Source organism: Streptomyces sp. NPDC003027 (assembly GCF_053591435.1).
Genome location: NZ_JBSFTU010000003.1, coordinates 1 through 20744 on the forward strand (window position 1 = coordinate 1; position 20744 = coordinate 20744).

Sequence of the window (20744 nt, forward strand, 5' to 3'; positions counted from 1 at the left end):
GGGTGGGGGGTGGGGATCAGCCCCGGACGCCGTGGAGGGCCATGGAGACCGCGGCCTCCGCGATCCGGTCCGGCTCCTCGGCCGCTCCGAGTTCGATGCGGCGCACCGCCGCGTCCACCACGCCCTGGAGGAGCATCGCGCCGAGGCGGGGCTGGTCCTGGCCCAGGTCGCGGAGGGCTTCGACGATCATGGCGACCAGGCCGCCGTGCGCGGCTCGGATCTTCTCGCGGGCGCCGTCGTCCAGCTCGCTCGCGGAGATCGCGACGACGGCGCGGTGGCGCCGGTCGCCCACCAGCTCCAGCTGCTTGCGGACGTACGCCTCGACCTTGCCCTCGGCGGTGCCGGCCTCGGCCATCGCGGATTCGACCTCGGCCGCCCAGACGGGGAAGTCGACGGCGCACAGCTCCTCGACCACGGCCGCGCGGGAGCGGAAGTACTCGTACACCGAGGAGCGGGCCAGGCCCGTGCGCTCGGCGAGGGCGGGGAAGGTGAGCGCTTCCGTTCCGCCTTCGGACAGCAGGGATCGCGCGGCGTCCAGCAGGGCGCCGCGCTGCATCGACCGGTGCTCGGCCACGGAGGCCGCTCGAATCCTGGGCACGGCTCCACTGTACGACCGGCCCCGCGGCGTCAGCGTCCCACATCGGCCAGCTTGGCGCGCAGCTGGAGGACGGACTTGGTGTGGATCTGACTGACCCTGCTCTCCGTGACGCCGAGGACGTGCCCGATCTCGGCGAGGGTGAGTCCTTCGTAGTAGTAGAGCGTGACGACGGTCTTCTCCCGCTCGGGGAGGGTGTTGATGGCCCGGGCCAGCAGGCGGCGCAGTTCGCGGTCCTCGGCGACCTCGACGGGGTTGTCGGCGGCGGTGTCCTCCAGCGTGTCCATGATGGACAGCCGGTCGCCGCCCTCTCCGCCGACGTGCAGCAGCTCTTCGAGCGCGACCACGTTCGCCAGGGACAGCTGGCTGAAAACCGCGTGCAGTTCTTCCACCGCGATGCCCATCTCGGCGGCGACCTCGGTCTCGGTCGGGGTGCGCCGCAGTTGGGCTTCGAGGGTGGCGTACGCGCGCTCGACGTTGCGGGCCTTCTGGCGTACGGAGCGGGGGATCCAGTCGAGGGCGCGCAGTTCGTCGATCATCGCGCCGCGGATGCGGGTGATGGCGTAGGTCTCGAACTTGATCGACCGTTCGACGTCGAACTTCTCGATGGCGTCGATGAGGCCGAAGACTCCGGAGGAGACGAAGTCCGCCTGCTCCACATTGGACGGCAGTCCCACACTGACGCGGCCGGCGACGTACTTGACGAGCGGGGAGTAGTGGAGGATCAGCTGCTCCCGCAGCCGCTCGTCGCCCGTGTCCTTGTAGGACCGCCAGAGCTCGTCGAGCGATGTCGGTGCGGGCGGTCGCACGGTGCCCCGGGCTGCTGGGGGCACCGCAGCGCGGTCAGACCCGGAGGTGTGCTGGGGCATGCGTTGCCTTGAGCCGTTCTGCTGTGGAGTCGGTCGGAGTGGGTGTCCGGTAGTGAATCCTGGTGAGCGTAGCGTGACTGGGCTGTCGCGGTGCGCGAACATTCGTGGATCGCGCCGGTCCGGGTGGGGGGCGTTGGCCACATCTTCGAACGCAGGTCGTGGCGTGTGTCGGCACCTCGGGTGCGGCCGAGGGACGCGGTTGTTCAGCGGCATCACCTTTTCACCCGAATGCCCCAGGTCACGTACCGCCTCGCCGTGCGTTCGACCCTTCGGCCGGGCTGTTCGTCAACCGCCAGTGGTCTCCTTGCCGTTCGACGTACCCCAAGGAGTGCAGTTCGTACAGCCGGGCGAGGGTGTCGTCGGGGGCGGTGCCGGCTCGTGCGGCGATCTCGTTCACGGGGGTGGGGCGGCGGGCGGGCAGGGCTTCGAGGACGCGGGCCGCGGCGGGGGCGAGGAGGTCTCTGGGCAGGACGGGGCCTCGGCGGGCGGGTGCGAGTTCGCCCATGTCGCCGACGAGTTCGATGACCTCCGCGGCGTCGGTGACCAGGGTGGCGTGGCCGCGCAGGAGTTCGTGGACGCCGGCGGAGAGGCCGCTGGTGACGGCGCCGGGGACGCCCATGGTGTGGCGGCCGAGGCGTTGGGCGTGGCGGGCGGTGACGAGGGAGCCGCTGCGGTATTCGGCCTCGATCACGACGGTGCCTCGGGTGAGGGCGGCGATGACGCGGTTGCGGAGGATGAAGCGGCTGGGGGTGGGGTGGGTGCCGGGTGGCAACTCGCCGATGACGAGGCCCTGTTCGGTGATGCGGCGAAGGAGCCCGGCGTGACCGCGGGGGTAGGGGGTGTCGACGCCGCAGGCGAGGACGGCGACGGTCGCGCCGTGGGCGGCGAGGGCGCCTCGGTGGGCGGCGCCGTCGATGCCGAAGGCGGCTCCTGAGACGACGACCCAGCCGCGTTCGGCGAGGTCGGAGGCGAGTGTGGTGGCGATGTGGGCGCCGTACGGGGTGCAGGCGCGGGCGCCGACGACGGCGACGGAGCGCAGGGCCCAGGAGCGTAGGTCGGCCGGGCCGCGGATCCAGAGGCCGATGGGGCGGGCGTCGCCGAGGTCGTCGAGTTGCCGGGGCCACTCGGTGTCGCCGGGGACGACGAAGCGTCCGCCGTGCTGGGCGATGGCGTCGAGGTCCCGTCGGGGGTCGACGCCGGCGGCCCGTCGCCGCCATCCGTCGACTCGTTTCTCACCGGTTCCGGGGAACGGTCCCGGGCCGGCGGAGCTCGCCGGGTGCCCGTCGTCGGCCCGCGCCTCGGGCACAGTGTCGGCCCGCGCCTCGGGCCGGGTGTCTGGTCGAGGCTGGGGCGGGGGGCCGTCCGATGGTTCGGGGATTGCGAGCCGTGGTTCCGGGGTTCCGACCCGCGGCTCCGGCAGGGTGCCGGGGTCGGCTGCGCGTCGGGCCGGGTCCCTGAGGCGTTGGAGGAACCCGTTCGCGCCGTACCGGTCCAGCCAGCGGCCGGCGTGTTCGTCGCCGGGTTCGACGATGCGGGTCAGGGCGGCGCGGGCGAGGCGCTCGTCGTCCGTGTTCATTTGCGGTCACCCGCTCCCACGGCCACGCCCCGGGCGATGCCGGTGCGCAGTTCCAGGGCGAGGCCGACGTCCCGGGTGTCGGGCCGGTCGTGTCCGGCGAGGTCGGCGACGGTCCAGGCGACGCGGAGGACCCGGTCGAGGCCGCGGGCGGTGAGCATGCCGCGTTCGATGTCCCGTTCGGCGGCCGCGAGGGCGCCGGGGGCGACGGTGTAGCGGGTGCGGAGTTCGTGTCCCGGCACTTCGCTGTTGACGGTCCAGGGGGTGTCCGCGAGGCGGGTGGCGGCTCGGTCGCGTGCCTCGCGGACGCGGTCGGCGACGGCCGTGGTGGATTCGCCCCGGCCGCCGTGGGCGAGGAGGTCGGAGCGGGTGACGGGCTCGGCTTCGACGCGCAGGTCGACGCGGTCGAGGAGGGGGCCGGAGAGCCGTGCCTGGTAGCGGCGGATGAGGGAGGCGGGGCATTCGCATCCGGCGCCGTGCAGGGTGTGCCGTCCGCAGGGACAGGGGTTGGCGGCGAGCGTGAGGAGGAAGCGGGCCGGCAGGCGTACGACTCCGGCGGCGCGGGCGACGACGACGTGCCCGGATTCGAGGGGTTGGCGCAGGGCGTCCAGCGCTTTGCCGGAGAACTCCGGGGCCTCGTCGAGGAAGAGGACGCCTCGGTGGGCGAGGGAGACGGCGCCGGGGCGCGGGAGTCCGTTGCCGCCGCCGACGAGGGACTGCATGGTCGCGGAGTGGTGGGGTGCGCAGTAGGGCGCGCGGCGCACCAGGGGTTCGCCCGGCGGGAGGATGCCGGCGACGGAGTGGACGGCGGTGACTTCCAGGGACTCCTGGCGGGTGAGTGGGGGCAGGATGCCGGGGAGTCGTTCGGCGAGCATGGTTTTTCCGGCGCCCGGTGGTCCGGAGAGCAGCAGGTGGTGGCTGCCGGCGGCGGCGACTTCGAGGGCTCTGCGGGCGCCGTGTTGTCCGGCGACGTCGGCGAGGTCGGGTCCGTCGGCGGGGTCGGCGGCCAGTCCGGTGCCGATGCCGGCGCCGGGGACGAGGAGTCCGGCGAGCATGGCGTCGGGGCGGCCTTCCTCGGCGGGTTCCTCCTGGGGGACGGGTTCGTCGGTGAGGACGGCGATGAGCTGGCGCAGGCTGCGGACGCCGAGGACGGAGACTCCGGGGACGAGGGACGCTTCGCCGGCGGTCTGTTCGGGGACGACGACCTGTCGGTAGCCGGCGTCGGCTGCGGCGAGGACGGCGGGCAGGACGCCTCGTACGGGGCGCACGCGGCCGTCGAGTCCGAGCTCTCCGATGAGGACGAGGTCGGCGATGACGCGGGGGTCGATGCGTTCGGCGGCGCCGAGCACCGCTGCGGCGACGGCGAGGTCGAATCCGCTGCCGCCTTTGGGGACGGATGCGGGGCTGAGTCCGACGGTGAGTTTCTTCTGGGGCCATTCGGCGTCGGAGTTGACGATGGCGGCCCTGACTCGGTCGCGGCTTTCGGAGAGGCTCTTGTCGGGGAGTCCGACGAGGGTGAAGGCGGCGACTCCGGCCTCCAGGTCCGCTTGGACCTCGACGACGACGCCTTCGACGCCGACGAGGGCGACGGAGCAGGTGCGGGCGAATCCCATCAGGCCACGCCCCTGGCGTGGGTGAGGCGGGGTGCGCCGCGGCGGGGCAGGACGACCCCGATGAGGTCGATGCGGACGCCGCCGTCGGGTGGGGGTGCGCCGTGGCGGTCGAGCCAGCAGGCGGCGAGTCGTTTGAGGCGGTCGGCCTTGGTGGGGGTGACGGCGGCCATGGGGTGCTCGAAGGGGCCTTCGCGGCGGGTTTTCACCTCGCAGACCACGACGGTGTCGCCGTCCCTGGCGACGATGTCGATCTCTCCGGCGCGTCCACAGCGCCAGTTCCTGGCGAGGACGGTCATGCCGGTCTGGGTGAGTCGGCGGACGGCGAGTTCCTCTCCGTACCGTCCGAGTGCTTTCGTGGCGTTCATCGGTACCACCTCCGGCACCCACGGTGACACCTGGCGACGCTGCGTGCAGGAGGCTGTGGAGGAGCGTTCGCCTGTGGAAAACCGCCTCACTCGTGCGGGTGGTTTCGGAGGGTCGCCGGCCTGCCGAGGGGCGACCGGCGATGAGGCCGGTCAGCCGCCGTCAGCTGCCGGGGAGCTCCAGGTCGCTCTTGTTGAGCTCCTCGATGTTCACGTCTTTGAACGTGAGGACGCGGACCTGCTTCACGAATCTGGCGGGCCGGTACATGTCCCAGACCCAGGCATCCGCCATGGATACCTCGAAGAACACCTCGCCCTGGACCGAGTGCACCTGCATCTCGTAGTCGTTGGTGAGGTAGAAGCGCCGCTCGGTCTCGATCACGTATTTGAACAGCCCGACGACGTCGCGGTACTCCCGGTAGAGCTTCAGCTCCATCTCGGTCTCGTACTTCTCGAGGTCCTCGGCGCTCATGGCATGTTCCCCTTCAGCCGTGCGTCCCCCTATTGTGCGCCAGGCTCTCGCACCCCTAAACGATTTCCGGGGCGAGATCCAGCGGTGCACTCGGAGGTCCCTCGTCGAGCAGCGTGTGCAGCAGCTCGGCGAGTCTGGTCGGGTACACCGTCTCACGCGCCGCCGACAGTTCGGCGGAGGTCCACCACCTCAGCCCCGCGACACTGCGCGCCTCGAGCTCGGTGAGTCCGGCGGGGACGGTCGCGGTCTGGGTGGTTCGTGCCAGGTAGTACCACTCGTCCTGGTCCCAGCGTCGGCCGTCGAAGGGGAACGAGCAGATTCGCCGCCAGATCACCGGGCCCAGTTCGACTTCGGTGATTCCGGTCTCCTCGACCAGTTCGCGCAGCGCGGCCTGCTCGCGGGACTCGTCGCCCTCCAGGCCGCCTCCGGGAGTGAACCACCAGGTCTGTTCCGGGGCGTCGGGCTCGTATCCGTGCAGGAGGAGGATGCGGTCGTCGGGATCGAGCAGCACGACCCGTGCGACCCTGCGCAGCTCCGGCCCCTCGACGCCGGGCCCGGCACCGCTCGCGCCGACGACAGCACCAGCACCGCCACCTACCGCAGCATCAGGGCCCGTCCCGTCGCCCATGCCCGTCATACGCCCGCCGTCTCCTTCCGCGGCCGTGAGTTCACCCGTGCCGCCAGCGGCCCGTACGCCGCCCCGGCCAGGATCAGTACACACCCGGCGACGACGGCGTAGAAGAGCGGCGTGACCGGCCCCGGCGTCGAGACCCCGCCCGGCAGGGCCGCGAAGCTCGCGGGGCGCGCCAGGACGCCCTCCATGGGCCAGGCGAGCGCGTCCACCCGCCCGGTGACCGCGGAGCGCGGTACGGAGCCCTGGCCGGCCTCCTGGAGGTGGACGCGGGAGTCGAGGGAGTTGTGCCGCTCGTCGCCGAGGAGGAAGAGGTTCCGCTCGGGCACGGTGGCCGAGAACTCCTGTCCCGAGGCGGGGTGGCCGGGCCGCAGATACGGTTCCTCGACCGGCTTCCCGTTGACGGTGAGCCGTCCGTCCGCACCGCAGCAGGCGATCGTGTCACCGCCGACGCCGACGACCCGCTTGACCATGGGCATACCGCCCCACCTCGGGTCGGTGAAGACGACGATGTCGCCGCGCCGCACCTCGTCGCCGTCGATCCGCTGCGCGAGGACCCGGGAGCCGACGTCCAGGCTCGGAGTCATCGAGTCGCTGGGCACGGTGTAGGGCTGGTAGAGCACGGCGCCCCAGGCGATGCCGCCGATGAAAAGCAGACAGCCGACGGCCACGGCCAGCCCCGACAGCGCACTGCCGAGGCGGCCGCGGCCGCCTTCCGTACGTATGGTCCCGCTCATCCCAGCGCTCCCCACCACGAAGGATTCCGTAGCTCGGTCCGACGATCTGGGACGGCACCCTACCCGCGGGTCGCTACTCGGCGGTATGCCGAGAGGTGAGCCGCTTGCGGCGCCACAGCACCAGCGGGAGCGCGCCCGCGAGTCCGGCCGCGCCCGGGGCCACGGCCAGCGCCTGGTTCAGCCCGGGCTGGTCGAAGACGGCGGGCTCGGGGAGTGTGGCCCAGCGGGTCACGGGCCAGGCCACCACGATCGCGCGTCCGACCACCTGGTCGTTGGCGATGGTGCCGCCGCCGGGAAGCTGCTGGTGGTAGCGCGAGTCCAGGGAGTTCTGCCGGTTGTCGCCCATCACCCAGATGCTGCCCTGGGGGACGTGGATCGGGCCGAAGGAGTCCTGGCAGGGCATGGAGCCGGGGTAGAGATAGGCGGTCTCGTTCAGCTCCTTGCCGTTGAGGACGACCTTGCCGCCCTCCTTGCAGGAGACCGTGTCGCCGCCGACCGCGATGACCCGCTTGATCAGGTCCTTCTCCTCGGCGGACGGCATGAGGCCGATGAAGCTCAGGAACTCCTGCAGCACGTTCGGGTCGGTGACCGGCTGGTTCTCCAGCCAGCCGCCCGGGTCGTGGAAGACGACGACCTCGCCGCGGTCGGGCTCGGAGCCGAACCACGGGGTCAGTTTGTCCACGAGGACCCGGTCGCCCTTCTGCAGGGTGTTCAGCATCGATTCCGAGGGGATCGAGAACGCCTGCACGAGGAAGGTCTTGATCAGCAGCGCGAGCAGCAGGGCGATACCGATCAGCAGGGGCAGTTCCTTCCAGAAGGAACGCGGCTTCTTCGGGTCCGCTCCCCTCTCCCCCGCAGCGTCCGCGGAGTCGGTGTCGCCGGGATCGGCGTCCGAGCGGCCTGCGGAGTCATCCGTCATGGCGACCGACGACTCGGCGAGCCCCTCCGGCCGCTTGTCGGGCTCGTCGTGTCCGGATCGTGCGCCGACGGCCAAATCCCCCACATCCACTCCTCAGTCCGTGCAATCGCCCGCCCCGGAACAGGGACAGGCCCACCACTCCCATAACGAGCGGGAGTTCCGCAGGGGTCGGGAGCCAGGGCAATCCGTTCAGATTGCGCGAGGACACACTATGCGACATACCGAGCGCCGACGCGGATCCCGAACCTCCGTCCGGTACCGCGGCGAAGGTCTCGGGCTCCTCCAGCCGGCGCCAGTGCCCCACCGGCCACACGATGGCGACGGCCCGCCCGACGACGTCCTTTTCGGAGATCGTCCCCCGATCCTTCTCCTCCAGGTGGAAGCGGGAGTCGGCGGAGTCCGACCGGTGGTCGCCCAGGACGAAGATCCGGCCCGTCGGCACCTTCACTTCGAAGGTGATCTTCGAAGGAGCGTCCCCGGGGTGCAGATACGGTTCGTCCAGCGGTACGCCGTTGACGGTGAGCCGGCCGTCCTTACCGCAGCACTCGACCGTGTCGCCGCCGACCGCGACGACCCGCTTGATCAGATCCTGCTCGTCGGCCGAGGGCAGCAGGCCGATGAAGGTCAGGAACTGCTTGATCTGCTTGACGCCGACGGGGTCGTCGGCGGGCGGCGCCTCCTCCTGCTGGAGCCAGTTGCCGGGGTCCTTGAAGACGACGACGTCGCCGCGCTGCGGCTTCGAGCCGAACCAGGGCGTCAGCTTGTCCACCACGACGCGGTCGTCGATCCGGATGGTCTGCTCCATGGAGCCGGACGGGATGACGAACGCCTGGATGAGGAAGGTCTTCAGGACGAGGGCGATCAGCAGGGCCACCATGATCAGGAGGGGTATCTCCTTCACGGCGGAGCGCCGTCTGCGGCGTTTGACCTTGCGGGCGAGCCTGCGCCGCTCCGCCCGGCCGGGGCGCGGGCGCGCGACGCCGTCCGCGGAACGGGTGCCGGTGGGCAGCCGCGGGTCGCCGCGCTCCCCCGGCGGCCTGCCCCGGTTACCCATGACCGCCCGCCGTAGGAGCGGGTACGGCGTCGAAGGCGCCGGTCTCCGGCACGCCCGACCAGCGCCCGACGGGCCATCCGATCCAGTCCGCGCGCCCGATCACCCGGTCGACGGGCACCATCCCCCCGCCCGGCTGCCCCAGGTGGTCACGGGAGTCGCTGGACTGGCTGCGGTGGTCGCCCATCACCCACAGGGTGCCCGGCGGTACGACGATGTCGAACGGCACATGGGAGGGCGCGTCGCCCGGCATGACGTACCACTCCTCGACCGGTACGCCGTTGACGTTGAGCCGGCCGTCCTCGCCGCAGCAGACGACGCGGTCGCCGCCCACGCCCACCACCCGCTTCACGAAGTCGGTCTCGGCGGGCTCCGCGAGGCCGAGGGAGGAGGCGGCGCCCCGCAGGAGGCCGGCGACCGGGTTCTCCTCGGGGGCTTCCTGGAGGAAGGAGCCGGTGCCGTCGAAGACGACGACGTCGCCGCGGCGCGGCGCATCGCCGAAACGGTACGCCAGCTTGTTGACCAGGATCCGGTCGCCGACCTGGAGTGTGGGCTCCATGGAGCCGCTGGGGATCAGGAACGGCTGGAGCACGAAGTGGCTCAGGAACAGCAGGAAGACCACGCAGGCGGCGCCGATGAGCCCCGTACGCCGCCAGGAGGGCCAGGCGGAGGCCTCGTCCGGTACGTCGGGGCCCTCGGCCCCGGACGGCTCCCCCGCCTCACGCGGCTCCTGGGCCTCCGACGGCTCCCCCGCCACACGCGGCTCCTCAGCCCCGGACGCCGGGCCCTCCGTGCGGTCCAGGTCCTCGGCCCCGGACATACGCGCGGAGCGCGACCGCTCCTCCGTCTCGGAGGAGCGGTCGCGCTCCGTGTGCTGTGCTTCGGTGTCCATCGGGGGCAGAGCCTATCCGGCCGCCCTGAGAGTCAGTGATCCGAAGCCCCGCGCGAACGGTGAGCTCTAGCTCACCTGTCGCGCTTCTCCTTGATCTTGGCGGCCTTGCCGCGCAGCTCACGCAGGTAGTAGAGCTTGGCGCGACGGACGTCACCGCGGCTGACGAGCTCGATCTTCTCGAAGATCGGGCTGTTCACCGGGAAGGTGCGCTCGACGCCGACGGAGAACGAGACCTTGCGGACCGTGAAGGTCTCGCTGACGCCCGAGCCCTGGCGGCGGATGACAACGCCCTTGAACTGCTGGATACGGGAGCGGTTGCCCTCGATGACGCGCACGTGGACGTTCACGGTGTCGCCGGGACGGAAGGCGGGGAGGTCGGTGCGGAGCGAAGCCGCGTTGACCGAGTCGAGCAGGGAGGCCATGGAGGTCTCTTTCCTCGCTGATGCCACAGGTCATCAGCGGTACGTTCGAAGTGGATGGAGCGCCGGTCGCGGGCGGGCGTCGTTCCCCCTGTGGCAGGGGCGCACGCCGGACAAACGGCAGCGGCCTATTCTTCCACGCCGTCGGGCCTGCGCCAAAATCGGCCACCGGGCTCCGGGGCCCAGCCCAGCATGGAGAGGATCTCCCGGTCCTTCTTGTCGAAGAGGGCCGGGTCGCAGCGCTCGATCAGATCCGGCCGGTTGCGCGCTGTTCGCCGGAACGCCTCGTCGCGCCGCCAGCGTGCGATCTTCCCGTGGTGCCCGCTGAGGAGTACGTCGGGGATGGTGCGGCCGCGCCACTGCGGCGGCTTGGTGTAGACGGGCCCTTCGAGGAGGTTGGCCATGGCTCCCGGGGCGAAGGAGTCGTCGCGGTGGGACTCGGCGTTTCCGAGGACGCCGGGCAGCAGCCGGGCGACGGCCTCGGTGACGACCAGGACGGCGGCCTCGCCGCCGGCCAGGACGTAGTCGCCGATGGAGACCTCGTAGACGGGCATCCGGGTGGCGTACTCGTCGATGACCCGGCGGTCGATGCCCTCGTAGCGGGCGGGGGTGAAGATCAGCCAGGGCCGCTCGGAGAGCTCGACGGCGAGTTCCTGGGTGAAGGGGCGGCCGCTGGGGGTGGGGACGACGATCACCGGGCCGTGCGCTCCCGCCTCGTAGCCGTCGGCGAGGGTCTGGTCCAGGGCCTCGCCCCAGGGCTCGGTCTTCATGACCATGCCGGGGCCGCCGCCGTAGGGGGTGTCGTCGACGGTGTTGTGCCGGTCGTAGGTCCACTCGCGCAGGTCGTGGACGTGGACGTCGAGCTGTCCACGCGCGCGTGCCTTGCCGACGAGGGAGACGTTCAGCGGTTCGAGGTACTCGGGGAAGATCGTGACGACGTCGAGCCTCATGCGTCGTCGTCCAGGTGCGCGTCGCCGTCCTTGAGGGCGTCACCGTCCCGGTGGGCGCCACCGTCCCCGTGTGCCTCGTCGTCCCGGGAGGAGACGATCTCGGCGCGGTCGTCGATCAGTCCGGGCGGCGGGTCGATGACGGCCCGCTGCTCCTCCAGGTCGATCTCGGTGACGATCTCCTCGACGAACGGGATCATCAGCTCGGTGCCGTCGGGGCGCTCGACGATGAAGAGGTCCTGGGACGGCAGATGGGAGATCTCGGTGATCCGGCCGACCTCGGTGCCGTCGGTCAGCACCACGTCCAGGTCCATGAGCTGGTGGTCGTAGTACTCGTCGTCCTGCTCGGGCCGCTCGTCGGGGTCGATGTCGGCGATGAGCAGGATGTTGCGCAGGGCCTCGGCGGCGGTGCGGTCGCGGACGCCTTCGAAGCGGAGCAGCAGTCGGCCGCTGTGGACGCGGCCGGTCTCGATGGTCAACGGTCCGGCGGAGGCCGGGTCCGTGGTCAGGACGGCTCCGGGCGCGAGCCTGAGCTCGGGCTCGTCCGTACGCACCTCGACGGTGACTTCGCCCTTGATCCCGTGGGCGCGGCCGATCCGCGCGACTACCAGCTGCACGACGTACACACTCTCCTGTCGGACGACGACGGGCCGGGGCGGGCGCTATGCCCTCCCCGGCCCGTTGCCGGCGCATCTATGGTGAAACAGCCGACTTTCTCAGCGGACCTGGTCCACGTCGACGAGGTCGACGCGGATGCCACGGCCGCCGATGGCGCCGACGACGGTCCGCAGCGCGCGTGCGGTGCGGCCGTTGCGGCCGATCACCTTGCCGAGGTCGTCGGGGTGCACCCGGACCTCCAGCACGCGCCCGCGGCGCAGGGTGCGCGAGGCGACCTGCACGTCGTCGGGGTTGTCGACGATGCCCTTCACGAGGTGCTCGAGAGCCTCCTCGAGCATGATCAGGCCTCGGTCGACTCGGTGGACGCGGCCTCGGCCTCGTCCGCCTTCTTGTCGGCCTTCTTCGCCTTCGGGGTGATGGCCTCACCCTTGGCGTCGTCGCCCTCGAGGGTCTTGGCGAACGCGTCGAAGGAGGCGCGCTTGTCCTCCTTGGTCTCCGGCTGCAGCAGCGGCGCCGGGGCCGGCAGGCCCTTGTGCTTCTGCCAGTCACCGGTGAGCTTCAGGATGGCGAGCACCGGCTCGGTCGGCTGGGCGCCGACGGACAGCCAGTACTGCGCACGCTCGGAGTCGACCTCGATCTTCGAGGGGTTGTACGTCGGGTGGTACAGACCGATCTCCTCGATCGCACGACCGTCCCGGCGGGTGCGGGAGTCGGCGACGACGATGCGGTAGTGCGGCTGGCGAATCTTGCCGAGGCGCTTGAGCTTGATCTTGACTGCCACTGGAGTGGTGTCTCCTGGTCTTGACGTGGTTGGGCACATGAGATGCCACGTGGGGTTGCGGTACTCGGGTGCCCGATGGACGCGTCAGCCGGAGGAGAGAGGGGTCCTGTGCGGCTGTCGAGTACAGCTAGCCATTGTGCCACACGCGCGCGGCGCGCCGGACCCGGGCCGTGGCCCCGGCCCGGGCCGTACGCCGCCGTCTCTCAACTCGCCGCGCCGACCGTCTCCGGGATACGGAAGGGCTTGCCGCACCCGCCGCACACGATGGGGGCCTGGGCGAGGACCGAGGGGACCACGCGGACGTTGCGCCCGCAGTCGCAGACGGCCTTGACCCGGACGCCGCCGCCGGAGGAGCCGTGGCGGGCGGCCGGGCCGCGGAAGGAGCGTTTGGTGTCGGCGGCCGTCGCGACGGTGTGGGCCTTGAGGGCGCGCTGGAGCCGCTCGATCGTGGGGCGGTAGCGCCGCCTCGCCTCGGGGTTCAGCGTGACCAGGGAGAAGCCGCTGCTCGCGTGGGGCTCCTCGGGGTGGTCGAGGCCCATCTCCTCGGCGATCGCCAGGAATCTGCGGTTGTGGTAGCGGCCGGCGCGCGAGGTGTCACGGACACCTCGGGCGGCTGCGATGCCGTGGACTGCCTCATGGAGCAGTCGTTCGAAGGAGAGTTCGGCGCCGCAGGCGGACGAGGACTCTCCGATCAGGGACTCGGGCGCGGCAAGGTCGGGCAGCTCGGGGTGGTGCCGCTGAATGTCGGCCCACGCCTGTGCCAGCTCTGCGGCGAGAACAGGTGGTGTCGTGCTCACGTCGCGTACAACGAGCCGAGACGCCCCCGGGTTCCATTACGGGGCATGTCAAATAATTTGCACGTACCCGTCAGTTGCCGCTGTTGGGTCGGGACGAGGGCCAGTGCGCCGATCTGCGGAGAAGCCGCGCAGCCCGCTGCAAGCTGGTGTGTAGCGGCGCATACGCCCCGGCGCGTAGGGGTGGCGTACGCGCCCCGGGAGCTGTGGCAGGACAGTATCGGGTGCGGGCGCAAGGCGGCGCACCGCCCCTCGGCGCAGCCGGCACCCCGGCGGTCGCCCCGGAGCCGTCGCCCCCGCCGTCACCCGGAGGGAAAGTGGTGCGGCGCCACCACTGGACGCCGGGACGGATGCGCAGTTCCCTGGCATACGGGGGGATGCGGGCGCACACGGACACGGGGGCTGTCGACCAGGTACTGATTGGGGCGCATTCCATGACACCTACGCTCGTCCCGCACCACCCCGCGCGCGACTGGGTCGAGATCCAGGAGCGCATGCTGGTCCCGCTGTACGAGGCGGTGTACGACCGTCTCGGTGTGGGTCCCGGATCCCGGGTCCTCGGGCTCGGCTGCGGGTCGGGCCTCGCGCTGCTGATGGCGGCCGCGCGGGGCGCACAGGTCACCGGTGTGGATCAGGATCACGCGCGCGTGGAGCTGGCCAGGGAGCGGCTTCCGGAGGGCTCGGGACACACGGTCGTCACGGGGGCTCCGGCGGATGTCGTGGGCCTGTCGGCCGCGCCGTACGACGTCGTCACCGCCTTTCATCCGGTCGGCGGGCTGGGCGCGGCGCTGGCCGCCGTCACTCCTCTGGCCCAGTCGGGGGCGGCGGTGGTGCTGGCGGGCTGGGGGCCGCCCGAGCGGTGTGCGACGGCGTCGGTCCTGCGGGTCGCGTCGCGGCTGACGGGGTGGCGTCCGGCCCTGCGGGACGATCTGGAGGACGTGGTGTTCCGCTCGGGGCTGCGGCCCGACGGCTCGGGCCGGGTGGCGTGCCCGTTCGGCTACGCGGACCCGGAGAGCGCGGTCCGCGGGCTGCTCTCGACGGGTGACTTCGACGCGGCGGTCCGCGCGACGGAGCCGGCGCAGGTCGAGAAGGAGATCCTGGAGGCCCTGGATCCCCATGTCCGCGCCGACGGGACGGTGTGGATGCCGAACGTCTTCCGCTACCTGATCGCCCGCGTGCCCTGATCCGCCGGATCCTCCAGGCCTGTCCACGACCTCCCGGGAACCTAGCTCTCCTCCGCCGACGCCTCCTTCGTGAGGCGGGTGATGCCGGCGGCGCGGTAGGCGGCGTCCTCCTCCAGCGTCTCGTTGGCGAGGAGGGCCGCCGCCAGGGCGTCGAGCTGGTCGCGGTGGTCGCCGAGCTGCCGGACGGCGCTCTCGTAGCATTCGTCGACGATCCGGCGCATCTCCTCGGCGACCGTGTCGAGGGTGGCGGGTGCCGCCGACAGGCCGTACGCCTGCTGGGCGTCGCCGGGGATGGCGGTGAGCCGGCCGACGCGTTCGCTCATGCCCCAGCGGCCCGCCATGCCGCGGGCGATGTGGGTGACCTGCTCCAGGTCGCTCTCGGAGCCCGTGGTGACGACGCCGAAGACGACCTGTTCGGCGGCCATCCCGCCCAGCGCGCCGATGATCCGGCCGCGCAGGTACTCCTCGGTGTAGGCGTACTTGTCGGCGTCGGGTGTCGACAGGGTGACGCCGAGGGCCCGGCCGCGCGGCACGATGGTGATCTTGCGGACGGGGTCGGCGCCGGGCTGGAGCATGCCGAGGAGGGCGTGCCCGCTCTCGTGGTAGGCGGTGCGGCGCCGTTCCTCCTCCGGCATGACGAGCGGGCGCTCGGCGCCCAGCTGGACCTTCTCCAGGGCGTCGGAGAGGTCGGACCGGCCGACCTGCTCCTGCCGGCGCTTCACGGCGAGCAGGGCGGCCTCGTTGGCGAGGTTGGCGAGCTCCGCGCCCGTCATTCCGGGGGTCGTGCGGGCCACCTGGACCAGGTCGACGTCGGGGGCGAGCGGGATCTCGCGGGTGTGGATCCTGAGGATGGCCTCGCGGCCCCCGCGGTCGGGCGGGTTGACGTGGACGATCCGGTCGAAGCGGCCGGGCCGGGTGAGCGCCGGGTCGAGGACGTCGGCGCGGTTGGTGGCGGCGAGGACGATGACGCCCTCGGAGCCGGTGAATCCGTCCATCTCGGTGAGGATCTGGTTGAGCGTCTGCTCGCGCTCGTCGTGCCCGCCCATGCCGGAGCCGCCGCCCCGGGCCCGGCCGATGGTGTCGATCTCGTCGATGAAGACGATCGCCGGAGCGACCTTGCGGGCCTCGGCGAAGAGCTCCCGTACGCGGGAGGCGCCCACGCCCACGATCATCTCGATGAACTCCGACGCCGAGGCCGAGAAGAACGGCACTCCGGCCTCTCCGGCGACCGCCCGCGCGAGGAGGGTCTTGCCGGTTCCGGGTGGTCCGGCCAGGAGCACGCCGCGCGGCATCTTGGCGCCCATCGCGCGGTAGGGGTCCGGGTTCTTGAGGAAGTCGACGACGTCGTTGAGCTCGCCCTCGACCTCGTCGATGCCGGCGACGTCCTCGAAGGTCGTGCGCCGGGTGCCTTCCAGCTCGACGGGTCTGGGCGGTGCCTTGCGGGCGAGCATGCCGCCGGCGCCGCCCATCCCGGAGCTCATGCGGCGGGCGATGAACACCCACAGCAGGACGAGCAGCAGCATCGGTGCGAGCGAGATCAGCAGGTTGGCGAGGAAGCTGCGTTCCCGGACGACGGGCTCCGCGGTGACGGTCACCTTCTGCCGCGTCAGCTCGTCCCAGAGGCTGTCGTCGGCGAAGGCGGGCCGCTGGGTGGTGAACTGCGTGTAGTCGCCCTCTCCGTCGGGCACGGGCTGCTTGTTCTTCAGCTCCCCCTGGATGGCGTCGCCCTTGGAGTAGATCTTGGTGACGTTGCCGGCGTTCACCTGCCTGCTGAACTCGGTGTACGAGATCGTCGGGCCGTCGCCGCCGTTGAAGAAGGACAGCACGATGTTGGTGAGGAGGAAGACGATCAGGGCGGCGAGGACGAGTCCCGGCCAGCCGCCGGGCATCTTCTTCTTCGACGGCGGGGGCGGCGGGGCCCCTTCCGAGCGCCACGGCTGGTCGGTCCGGTCGCGCGGGGGGACGGAGTTGGCCACGCTGCTCTCCTCAAGCCGACGTCAGCCCCCATGATGCGAGAAGGGGATCAACCCGGCATTACGGGTGGGGCGCGGGTGTGAAAAAGGGGCCCGGGACGGTTGCGTACCGTCCCGGGCCCCTCGGATCCGGCCCTCGCCTGACCGTGACGTCCTCGTCAGACCGTGAACGCCCTCGTCAGCCCATGAACTTCTTGAACTCGTCCGGGAGCTCGAAGTCCTGCGGGCCCTGCCCGGCCGCCGGGAGCCCGAAGGCGCCACCCTGCTGGGCCTGCTCGCGGCGGGCGGCCGCGGCCTGCTCCTCGGCCTTGCGCTTCATCGGGTTGCCGCTCTTGCGCTTGCCCTTGGCCTGCTTGATCTGCTTCTTCTGCCGGCCGGGGCCGCCACCCATGCCCGGCATCCCGGGCATCCCGGGCATGCCGCCGCCCTGGGCCATGCGCGACATCATCTTGCGGGCCTCGAAGAACCGCTCGACCAGGCCCTTGACGGTGCTGACCTCGACGCCCGAGCCCTTGGCGATACGGGCGCGGCGGGAGCCGTTGATGATCGTCGGGTCCTGCCGCTCCGCGGGCGTCATCGACTTGATGATGGCGGCCGTGCGGTCGACGTCGCGCTCGTCGATGTTGTTGATCTGCTCCTTCATCTGCGCCATGCCGGGCAGCATGCCGAGCAGCTTGGAGATGGAGCCCATCTTGCGGACCTGTTCCATCTGGGCGAGGAAGTCGTCGAGCGTGAACTCCTGGCCCTTCTTGGACGCCAGCTTGGAGGCCATCTTGGAGGCCTCTTCCTGGCTGAAGGTCTGCTCGGCCTTCTCGATGAGCGACAGCATGTCGCCCATGCCGAGGATGCGGGACGCCATGCGGTCCGGGTGGAACGCGTCGAAGTCGTCCAGCTTCTCGCCGTTGGAGGCGAACATGATCTGCTTGCCGGTGACGTGCGCGATGGAGAGCGCGGCACCACCGCGGGCGTCGCCGTCGAGCTTGGAGAGCACGACGCCGTCGAAGCCGACGCCGTCGCGGAAGGCCTCGGCGGTGTTGACCGCGTCCTGGCCGATCATGGCGTCGACGACGAACAGGACCTCGTCGGGGCTGACAGCGTCGCGGATGTCCGCGGCCTGCTGCATCATCTCCGCGTCGATGCCGAGGCGGCCGGCGGTGTCGACGATGACGATGTCGTACTGCTTGCCGCGGGCGTACTCGATGGAGTCCTTGGCGACCTGGACCGGGTCGCCGACGCCGTTGCCCGGCTGGGGGCCGTAGAAGGCCACGCCCGCGCGCTCGGCGACGACACCGAGCTGGGTGACGGCGTTGGGGCGCTGGAGGTCGCAGGCGACGAGCAGCGGGGAGTGGCCCTGGCCCTTGAGCCAGAGACCGAGCTTTCCGGCGAGGGTGGTCTTACCGGCACCCTGGAGGCCGGCGAGCATGATCACGGTCGGGGCGGTCTTGGCGAACCGCAGACGGCGGGTCTCGCCGCCGAGGATGCCGACGAGCTCCTCGTTGACGATCTTGATGACCTGCTGGGCCGGGTTCAGGGCCTGGGAGACCTCGGCGCCGGACGCGCGCTCCTTGACCTGCTTGATGAACGCCCGGACGACGGGCAGCGCGACGTCGGCTTCCAGGAGGGCGATACGGATCTCGCGCGCGGTGGCGTCGATGTCCGCCTCGGACAGGCGGCCCTTGCCCCGGAGGTTCTTGAATGTCGCTGCAAGGCGGTCGGAGAGGGTATCGAACACGGCGGTCGCGGATCCTCGGTGTCGGGGGCGGGCGGACGGATTGCCCTCCAGGGTATCGGGTGCGGCGCGCGGCCCGGGCGGCGATTCCCCCACCCCGCCCGCGGCCGCGCCGTCACGCTCTCACCGCAGCGCGCTCTCCAGGGTCCGCGCCAGCTCCGCCGCCTCCTCGCCGGAGAGGAGCGAGCCGTCCGGGCGGGTGACGTAGAGGGTGTCCACCGCGTTCGCGCCCAGGGTGGAGACGTGGGCGCTCCTGACCCGTACGTCCGCGCCCTCCAGCGCGCGGCCGATGCGGTGGAGGAGGCCGGGGGCGTCGTGGGCGCGGACCTCGATGACGGTGGCCAGGCGGGAGCCGGCGGCGGCGACCGTGACGCGCGGCGGCGGGGCGGTGGCCCCCCGGCGCCTGGGATAGGCGGCCTCGCGTTCGGCGAGGCGGGCGGGGATGTCCAGGGAGCCGTCGAGGGCGCGTACGAGGTCGGCGCGGAGCCGGGCGGCCTCCGGCAGGGAGCCGTACTCCGCCGCGACCCGCCAGTTCAGGATCAGTACCGCGCCGGCGCCGAGCTCGGTGGGGAGTTCGATGGCGCGCAGGTCGGCGGCGCGCACCGTCAGCCGGTGCAGGGCGAGGACCCCGGCCGCCGCGGGCAGGACCCCGGTCCGCTCCGGCAGGGCGATGAGGAGTTCGACGCCGACGGGCTCGGGGGCGCCGGGGTCCACGGGCTCCTCCGGCTGGGCGTGCAGGGCGAGCACCGGCTCCCCTGTGCGCAGGGCCTCGACGGCGAGCCGTTCCTGTTCCGCGCTGGGTTCGGCCGCCTCGGGCTCGGCGGCCGGCTCGCCCGCCAGGACGGCGGCGACCCGTTTCACCAGGTCGGCGACGAGCGATCCGCGCCAGGAGGACCAGGCCGCCGGTCCGGTGGCCAGGGCGTCGGCCTCGGTGAGGGCGTGCAGCAGCTCCAGCGTGCCGAGCGTGCCGACGGCGTCGGCCACCGACCGGACGGTCGCGGGGTCGTCGAGGTCGCGCCGGGTCGCGGTCTCGATGAGCAGCAGGTGGTGGCGTACGACGGTGGCGATGACGCCGACGTCGGCGCGGTCGAAGCCGACGCGGGTGGCGAGGTCGCGGGCGATGGTCTCGCCGGCCACCGAGTGGTCGCCGGGCCAGCCCTTGCCGATGTCGTGGAGCAGCGCGGCGACGAGGAGCAGGTCGGGGCGGCCGACGCGGCGGGCCAGCGAGGACGCGCGTACGGCCGTCTCGACAAGGTGCCGGTCGACGGTCCAGGTGTGGACGGGGTTGCGCTGGGGGCGGCAGCGGACGCGTTCCCAGTCGGGCAGGAGCCGGGTGATGAGCCCTTCGGCCTCCAGCGCCTCCCATACGGGGACGGTCGACTCTCCCGCGCCGAGCAGGGTGACCAGTTCCTCGCGCGCCTCGGCGGGCCACGGCACCGGCAGGGGTGTGGCGGCGGCCGCGAGGCGGCGTACGGCGTGCAGGGAGATGGGGAGGCCGGACTGGGCGGCGGCCGCGGCGGCCCGAAGGGGCAGGACGGGGTCGCGTTCGGGTCGGGCGCCGCGGGCGAGGACGACCTCGCCGTCCATCTCGACGACGCCCTCGGCCAGGGGGGTGCGCACGACGGGCGGTTTTCCGCCGCCCGACCGGCCGCCGAGGAGGGTGCGCAGCCGGGGCCGGCTGGAGCGGGCCTTGAGCACCCGGTTGACCTCGCGCCAGGTGACGTCGGTGGCGTACGAGATGATCCGCGCGGCTTCGTAGACCTCGCGCAGCAGGGTGTCGGCGTCCAGGAGGCCCAGTTCGTCGGCGACGGCGTCCTGTTCCTGGAGGGCGAGCCGGTCGGTGGCCCGGCCGGTCGCCAGGTGGAGGGCGTCGCGGGCGTCGAGGAGCCGGCGCCGGGCCGCGTCCAGTCCCTCGCGGGGGGCGTCGGCGAGCCAGGAGGCGGCGACGGCGCGCAGGACCTGGGCGTCGCGCAGTCCGCCTCTGGCCTCCTTCAGATCGGGTTCGAGGAGGAACTGGAGCTCCCCCATCCGTTCGGCCCGCTCCCGGCAGAGCGCGTCGAGTTCGGGGAGCCGCTGGGGCGCCTGGTTGCGCCAGTCGGCGAGGACGGCGGTGCGCAGTCCGGCGACGAGGCCGTGGTCGCCTGCGACGGGCCGGGCGTCGAGCAGTCCGAGCTGGACCTTGAGGTCGTCCCCTGCGGTCTTGCGGGCCTCGGCGGGGGTGCGGACGGAGTGGTCGAGGGCGAGGCCGAGGTCCCAGACCGGGTACCAGATGCGGTCGGCGAGGGTGGCGATGGCGCCGGGGTCGGTAGTGCCGTCGTGCAGGAGCAGCAGGTCGAGGTCGCTGCGAGGGGAGAGCTCGCCGCGTCCGTAGCCGCCGACGGCGACGAGCGCGACCCCTCGTGGTGGCTCGGTGGCGGTGAACAGTCCGTTCAGCCAGTCGTCGGTGAGCCGGGCCAGGGCGGAACGGCGCGGCGGCCCTGACCGCGCCTTCTCGCTGAGAAGGCGCAGCCGGGCCGCCGCGTAACCGCTGGGTCCCGGGTCTTCCGCTCGCGTAGTCACATCGACGCTCGTCACCCAGCGGCTCC

The 20744-nt window shown here is 72.0% G+C and carries 21 protein-coding genes; 1 reads left to right on the forward strand and 20 read right to left on the reverse strand.

The window, feature by feature from the left end; translation table 11 throughout:
* Nucleotides 1-16: 16 nt before the first annotated feature.
* From ACWDX6_RS03290 to ACWDX6_RS03370, 17 genes are all read right to left on the reverse strand, one after another.
* On the reverse strand, nt 17-574 hold the full coding sequence (locus ACWDX6_RS03290; protein WP_451483489.1) for a TetR/AcrR family transcriptional regulator: 558 nt from the start codon (nt 572-574) through the stop codon (nt 17-19).
* Between the two features lie 53 nt (nt 575-627).
* Nucleotides 628-1464, reverse strand: a complete 837-nt coding sequence (gene whiG / locus ACWDX6_RS03295) for an RNA polymerase sigma factor WhiG (protein ID WP_451483249.1) — start codon at nt 1462-1464, stop codon at nt 628-630.
* A 238-nt stretch (nt 1465-1702) separates the two neighbouring features.
* On the reverse strand, nt 1703-3040 hold the full coding sequence (dprA, locus tag ACWDX6_RS03300; RefSeq protein WP_451483250.1) for a DNA-processing protein DprA: 1338 nt from the start codon (nt 3038-3040) through the stop codon (nt 1703-1705).
* Nucleotides 3037-4650: a YifB family Mg chelatase-like AAA ATPase gene (locus ACWDX6_RS03305; protein ID WP_451483251.1), complete on the reverse strand. Its 1614-nt coding sequence runs from the start codon at nt 4648-4650 to the stop codon at nt 3037-3039. The genes dprA and ACWDX6_RS03305 overlap by 4 nt, the downstream gene beginning before the upstream one ends.
* A complete protein-coding gene (locus ACWDX6_RS03310) occupies nt 4650-5015 on the reverse strand; it encodes a YraN family protein (RefSeq protein WP_451483252.1) in 366 nt (121 codons plus the stop codon). The genes ACWDX6_RS03305 and ACWDX6_RS03310 overlap by 1 nt, the downstream gene beginning before the upstream one ends.
* A 160-nt stretch (nt 5016-5175) precedes the next feature.
* Nucleotides 5176-5484, reverse strand: coding sequence for a DUF2469 domain-containing protein (locus ACWDX6_RS03315; RefSeq protein ID WP_005311352.1), 309 nt, complete (start codon nt 5482-5484; stop codon nt 5176-5178).
* 55 nt (nt 5485-5539) lie between these two features.
* A complete protein-coding gene (locus tag ACWDX6_RS03320) occupies nt 5540-6112 on the reverse strand; it encodes an NUDIX hydrolase (protein WP_451483490.1) in 573 nt (190 codons plus the stop codon).
* Between the two features lie 5 nt (nt 6113-6117).
* Nucleotides 6118-6852 (reverse strand): signal peptidase I, encoded by a 735-nt coding sequence (gene lepB / locus ACWDX6_RS03325; RefSeq protein ID WP_451483253.1) that lies wholly within the window; start codon nt 6850-6852, stop codon nt 6118-6120.
* A 73-nt stretch (nt 6853-6925) separates the two neighbouring features.
* On the reverse strand, nt 6926-7861 hold the full coding sequence (gene lepB, locus ACWDX6_RS03330) for a signal peptidase I (protein WP_451483254.1): 936 nt from the start codon (nt 7859-7861) through the stop codon (nt 6926-6928).
* Nucleotides 7761-8825, reverse strand: coding sequence for a signal peptidase I (lepB, locus tag ACWDX6_RS03335; protein WP_451483255.1), 1065 nt, complete (start codon nt 8823-8825; stop codon nt 7761-7763). Before lepB (ACWDX6_RS03335) ends, lepB (ACWDX6_RS03330) begins: the two co-directional genes overlap by 101 nt.
* Nucleotides 8818-9714, reverse strand: a complete 897-nt coding sequence (gene lepB / locus ACWDX6_RS03340) for a signal peptidase I (protein ID WP_451483256.1) — start codon at nt 9712-9714, stop codon at nt 8818-8820. Before lepB (ACWDX6_RS03340) ends, lepB (ACWDX6_RS03335) begins: the two co-directional genes overlap by 8 nt.
* 71 nt (nt 9715-9785) lie before the next feature.
* A complete protein-coding gene (gene rplS, locus ACWDX6_RS03345) occupies nt 9786-10136 on the reverse strand; it encodes a 50S ribosomal protein L19 (protein ID WP_403294564.1) in 351 nt (116 codons plus the stop codon).
* Nucleotides 10137-10261: 125 nt separating this feature from the next.
* Entirely contained in the window at nt 10262-11083 is an 822-nt protein-coding gene (trmD, locus tag ACWDX6_RS03350) for a tRNA (guanosine(37)-N1)-methyltransferase TrmD (RefSeq protein ID WP_403294565.1), read from the reverse strand.
* A complete protein-coding gene (rimM, locus tag ACWDX6_RS03355; protein ID WP_451483257.1) occupies nt 11080-11697 on the reverse strand; it encodes a ribosome maturation factor RimM in 618 nt (205 codons plus the stop codon). The genes trmD and rimM overlap by 4 nt, the downstream gene beginning before the upstream one ends.
* 99 nt (nt 11698-11796) lie before the next feature.
* Nucleotides 11797-12036: an RNA-binding protein gene (locus ACWDX6_RS03360; RefSeq protein ID WP_003980229.1), complete on the reverse strand. Its 240-nt coding sequence runs from the start codon at nt 12034-12036 to the stop codon at nt 11797-11799.
* Between the two features lie 2 nt (nt 12037-12038).
* On the reverse strand, nt 12039-12479 hold the full coding sequence (gene rpsP, locus ACWDX6_RS03365; RefSeq protein ID WP_158990950.1) for a 30S ribosomal protein S16: 441 nt from the start codon (nt 12477-12479) through the stop codon (nt 12039-12041).
* 203 nt (nt 12480-12682) lie between these two features.
* Nucleotides 12683-13276 carry a hypothetical protein gene (locus ACWDX6_RS03370; protein ID WP_024755886.1) on the reverse strand — a complete coding sequence of 198 codons (594 nt, stop codon included), beginning with the start codon at nt 13274-13276 and terminating at the stop codon, nt 12683-12685.
* Nucleotides 13277-13707: 431 nt separating this feature from the next.
* Between ACWDX6_RS03370 and ACWDX6_RS03375 the strand changes: the two genes are divergently transcribed.
* Nucleotides 13708-14457, forward strand: a complete 750-nt coding sequence (locus ACWDX6_RS03375; RefSeq protein ID WP_451483258.1) for a class I SAM-dependent methyltransferase — start codon at nt 13708-13710, stop codon at nt 14455-14457.
* A gap of 41 nt (nt 14458-14498) precedes the next feature.
* On the opposite strand, the gene ftsH is transcribed toward ACWDX6_RS03375, so the two are convergent.
* The 3 genes from ftsH to ACWDX6_RS03390 form a co-directional block, all read right to left on the reverse strand.
* Complete coding sequence (gene ftsH / locus ACWDX6_RS03380) at nt 14499-16433, reverse strand: ATP-dependent zinc metalloprotease FtsH (protein ID WP_451483259.1); 1935 nt, start codon at nt 16431-16433, stop codon at nt 14499-14501.
* Between the two features lie 175 nt (nt 16434-16608).
* Nucleotides 16609-18162 carry a signal recognition particle protein gene (gene ffh / locus ACWDX6_RS03385; protein WP_451483260.1) on the reverse strand — a complete coding sequence of 518 codons (1554 nt, stop codon included), beginning with the start codon at nt 18160-18162 and terminating at the stop codon, nt 16609-16611.
* Nucleotides 18163-18282: 120 nt separating this feature from the next.
* On the reverse strand, nt 18283-20733 hold the full coding sequence (locus ACWDX6_RS03390) for a [protein-PII] uridylyltransferase (RefSeq protein ID WP_451483261.1): 2451 nt from the start codon (nt 20731-20733) through the stop codon (nt 18283-18285).
* Nucleotides 20734-20744 lie beyond the last annotated feature (11 nt).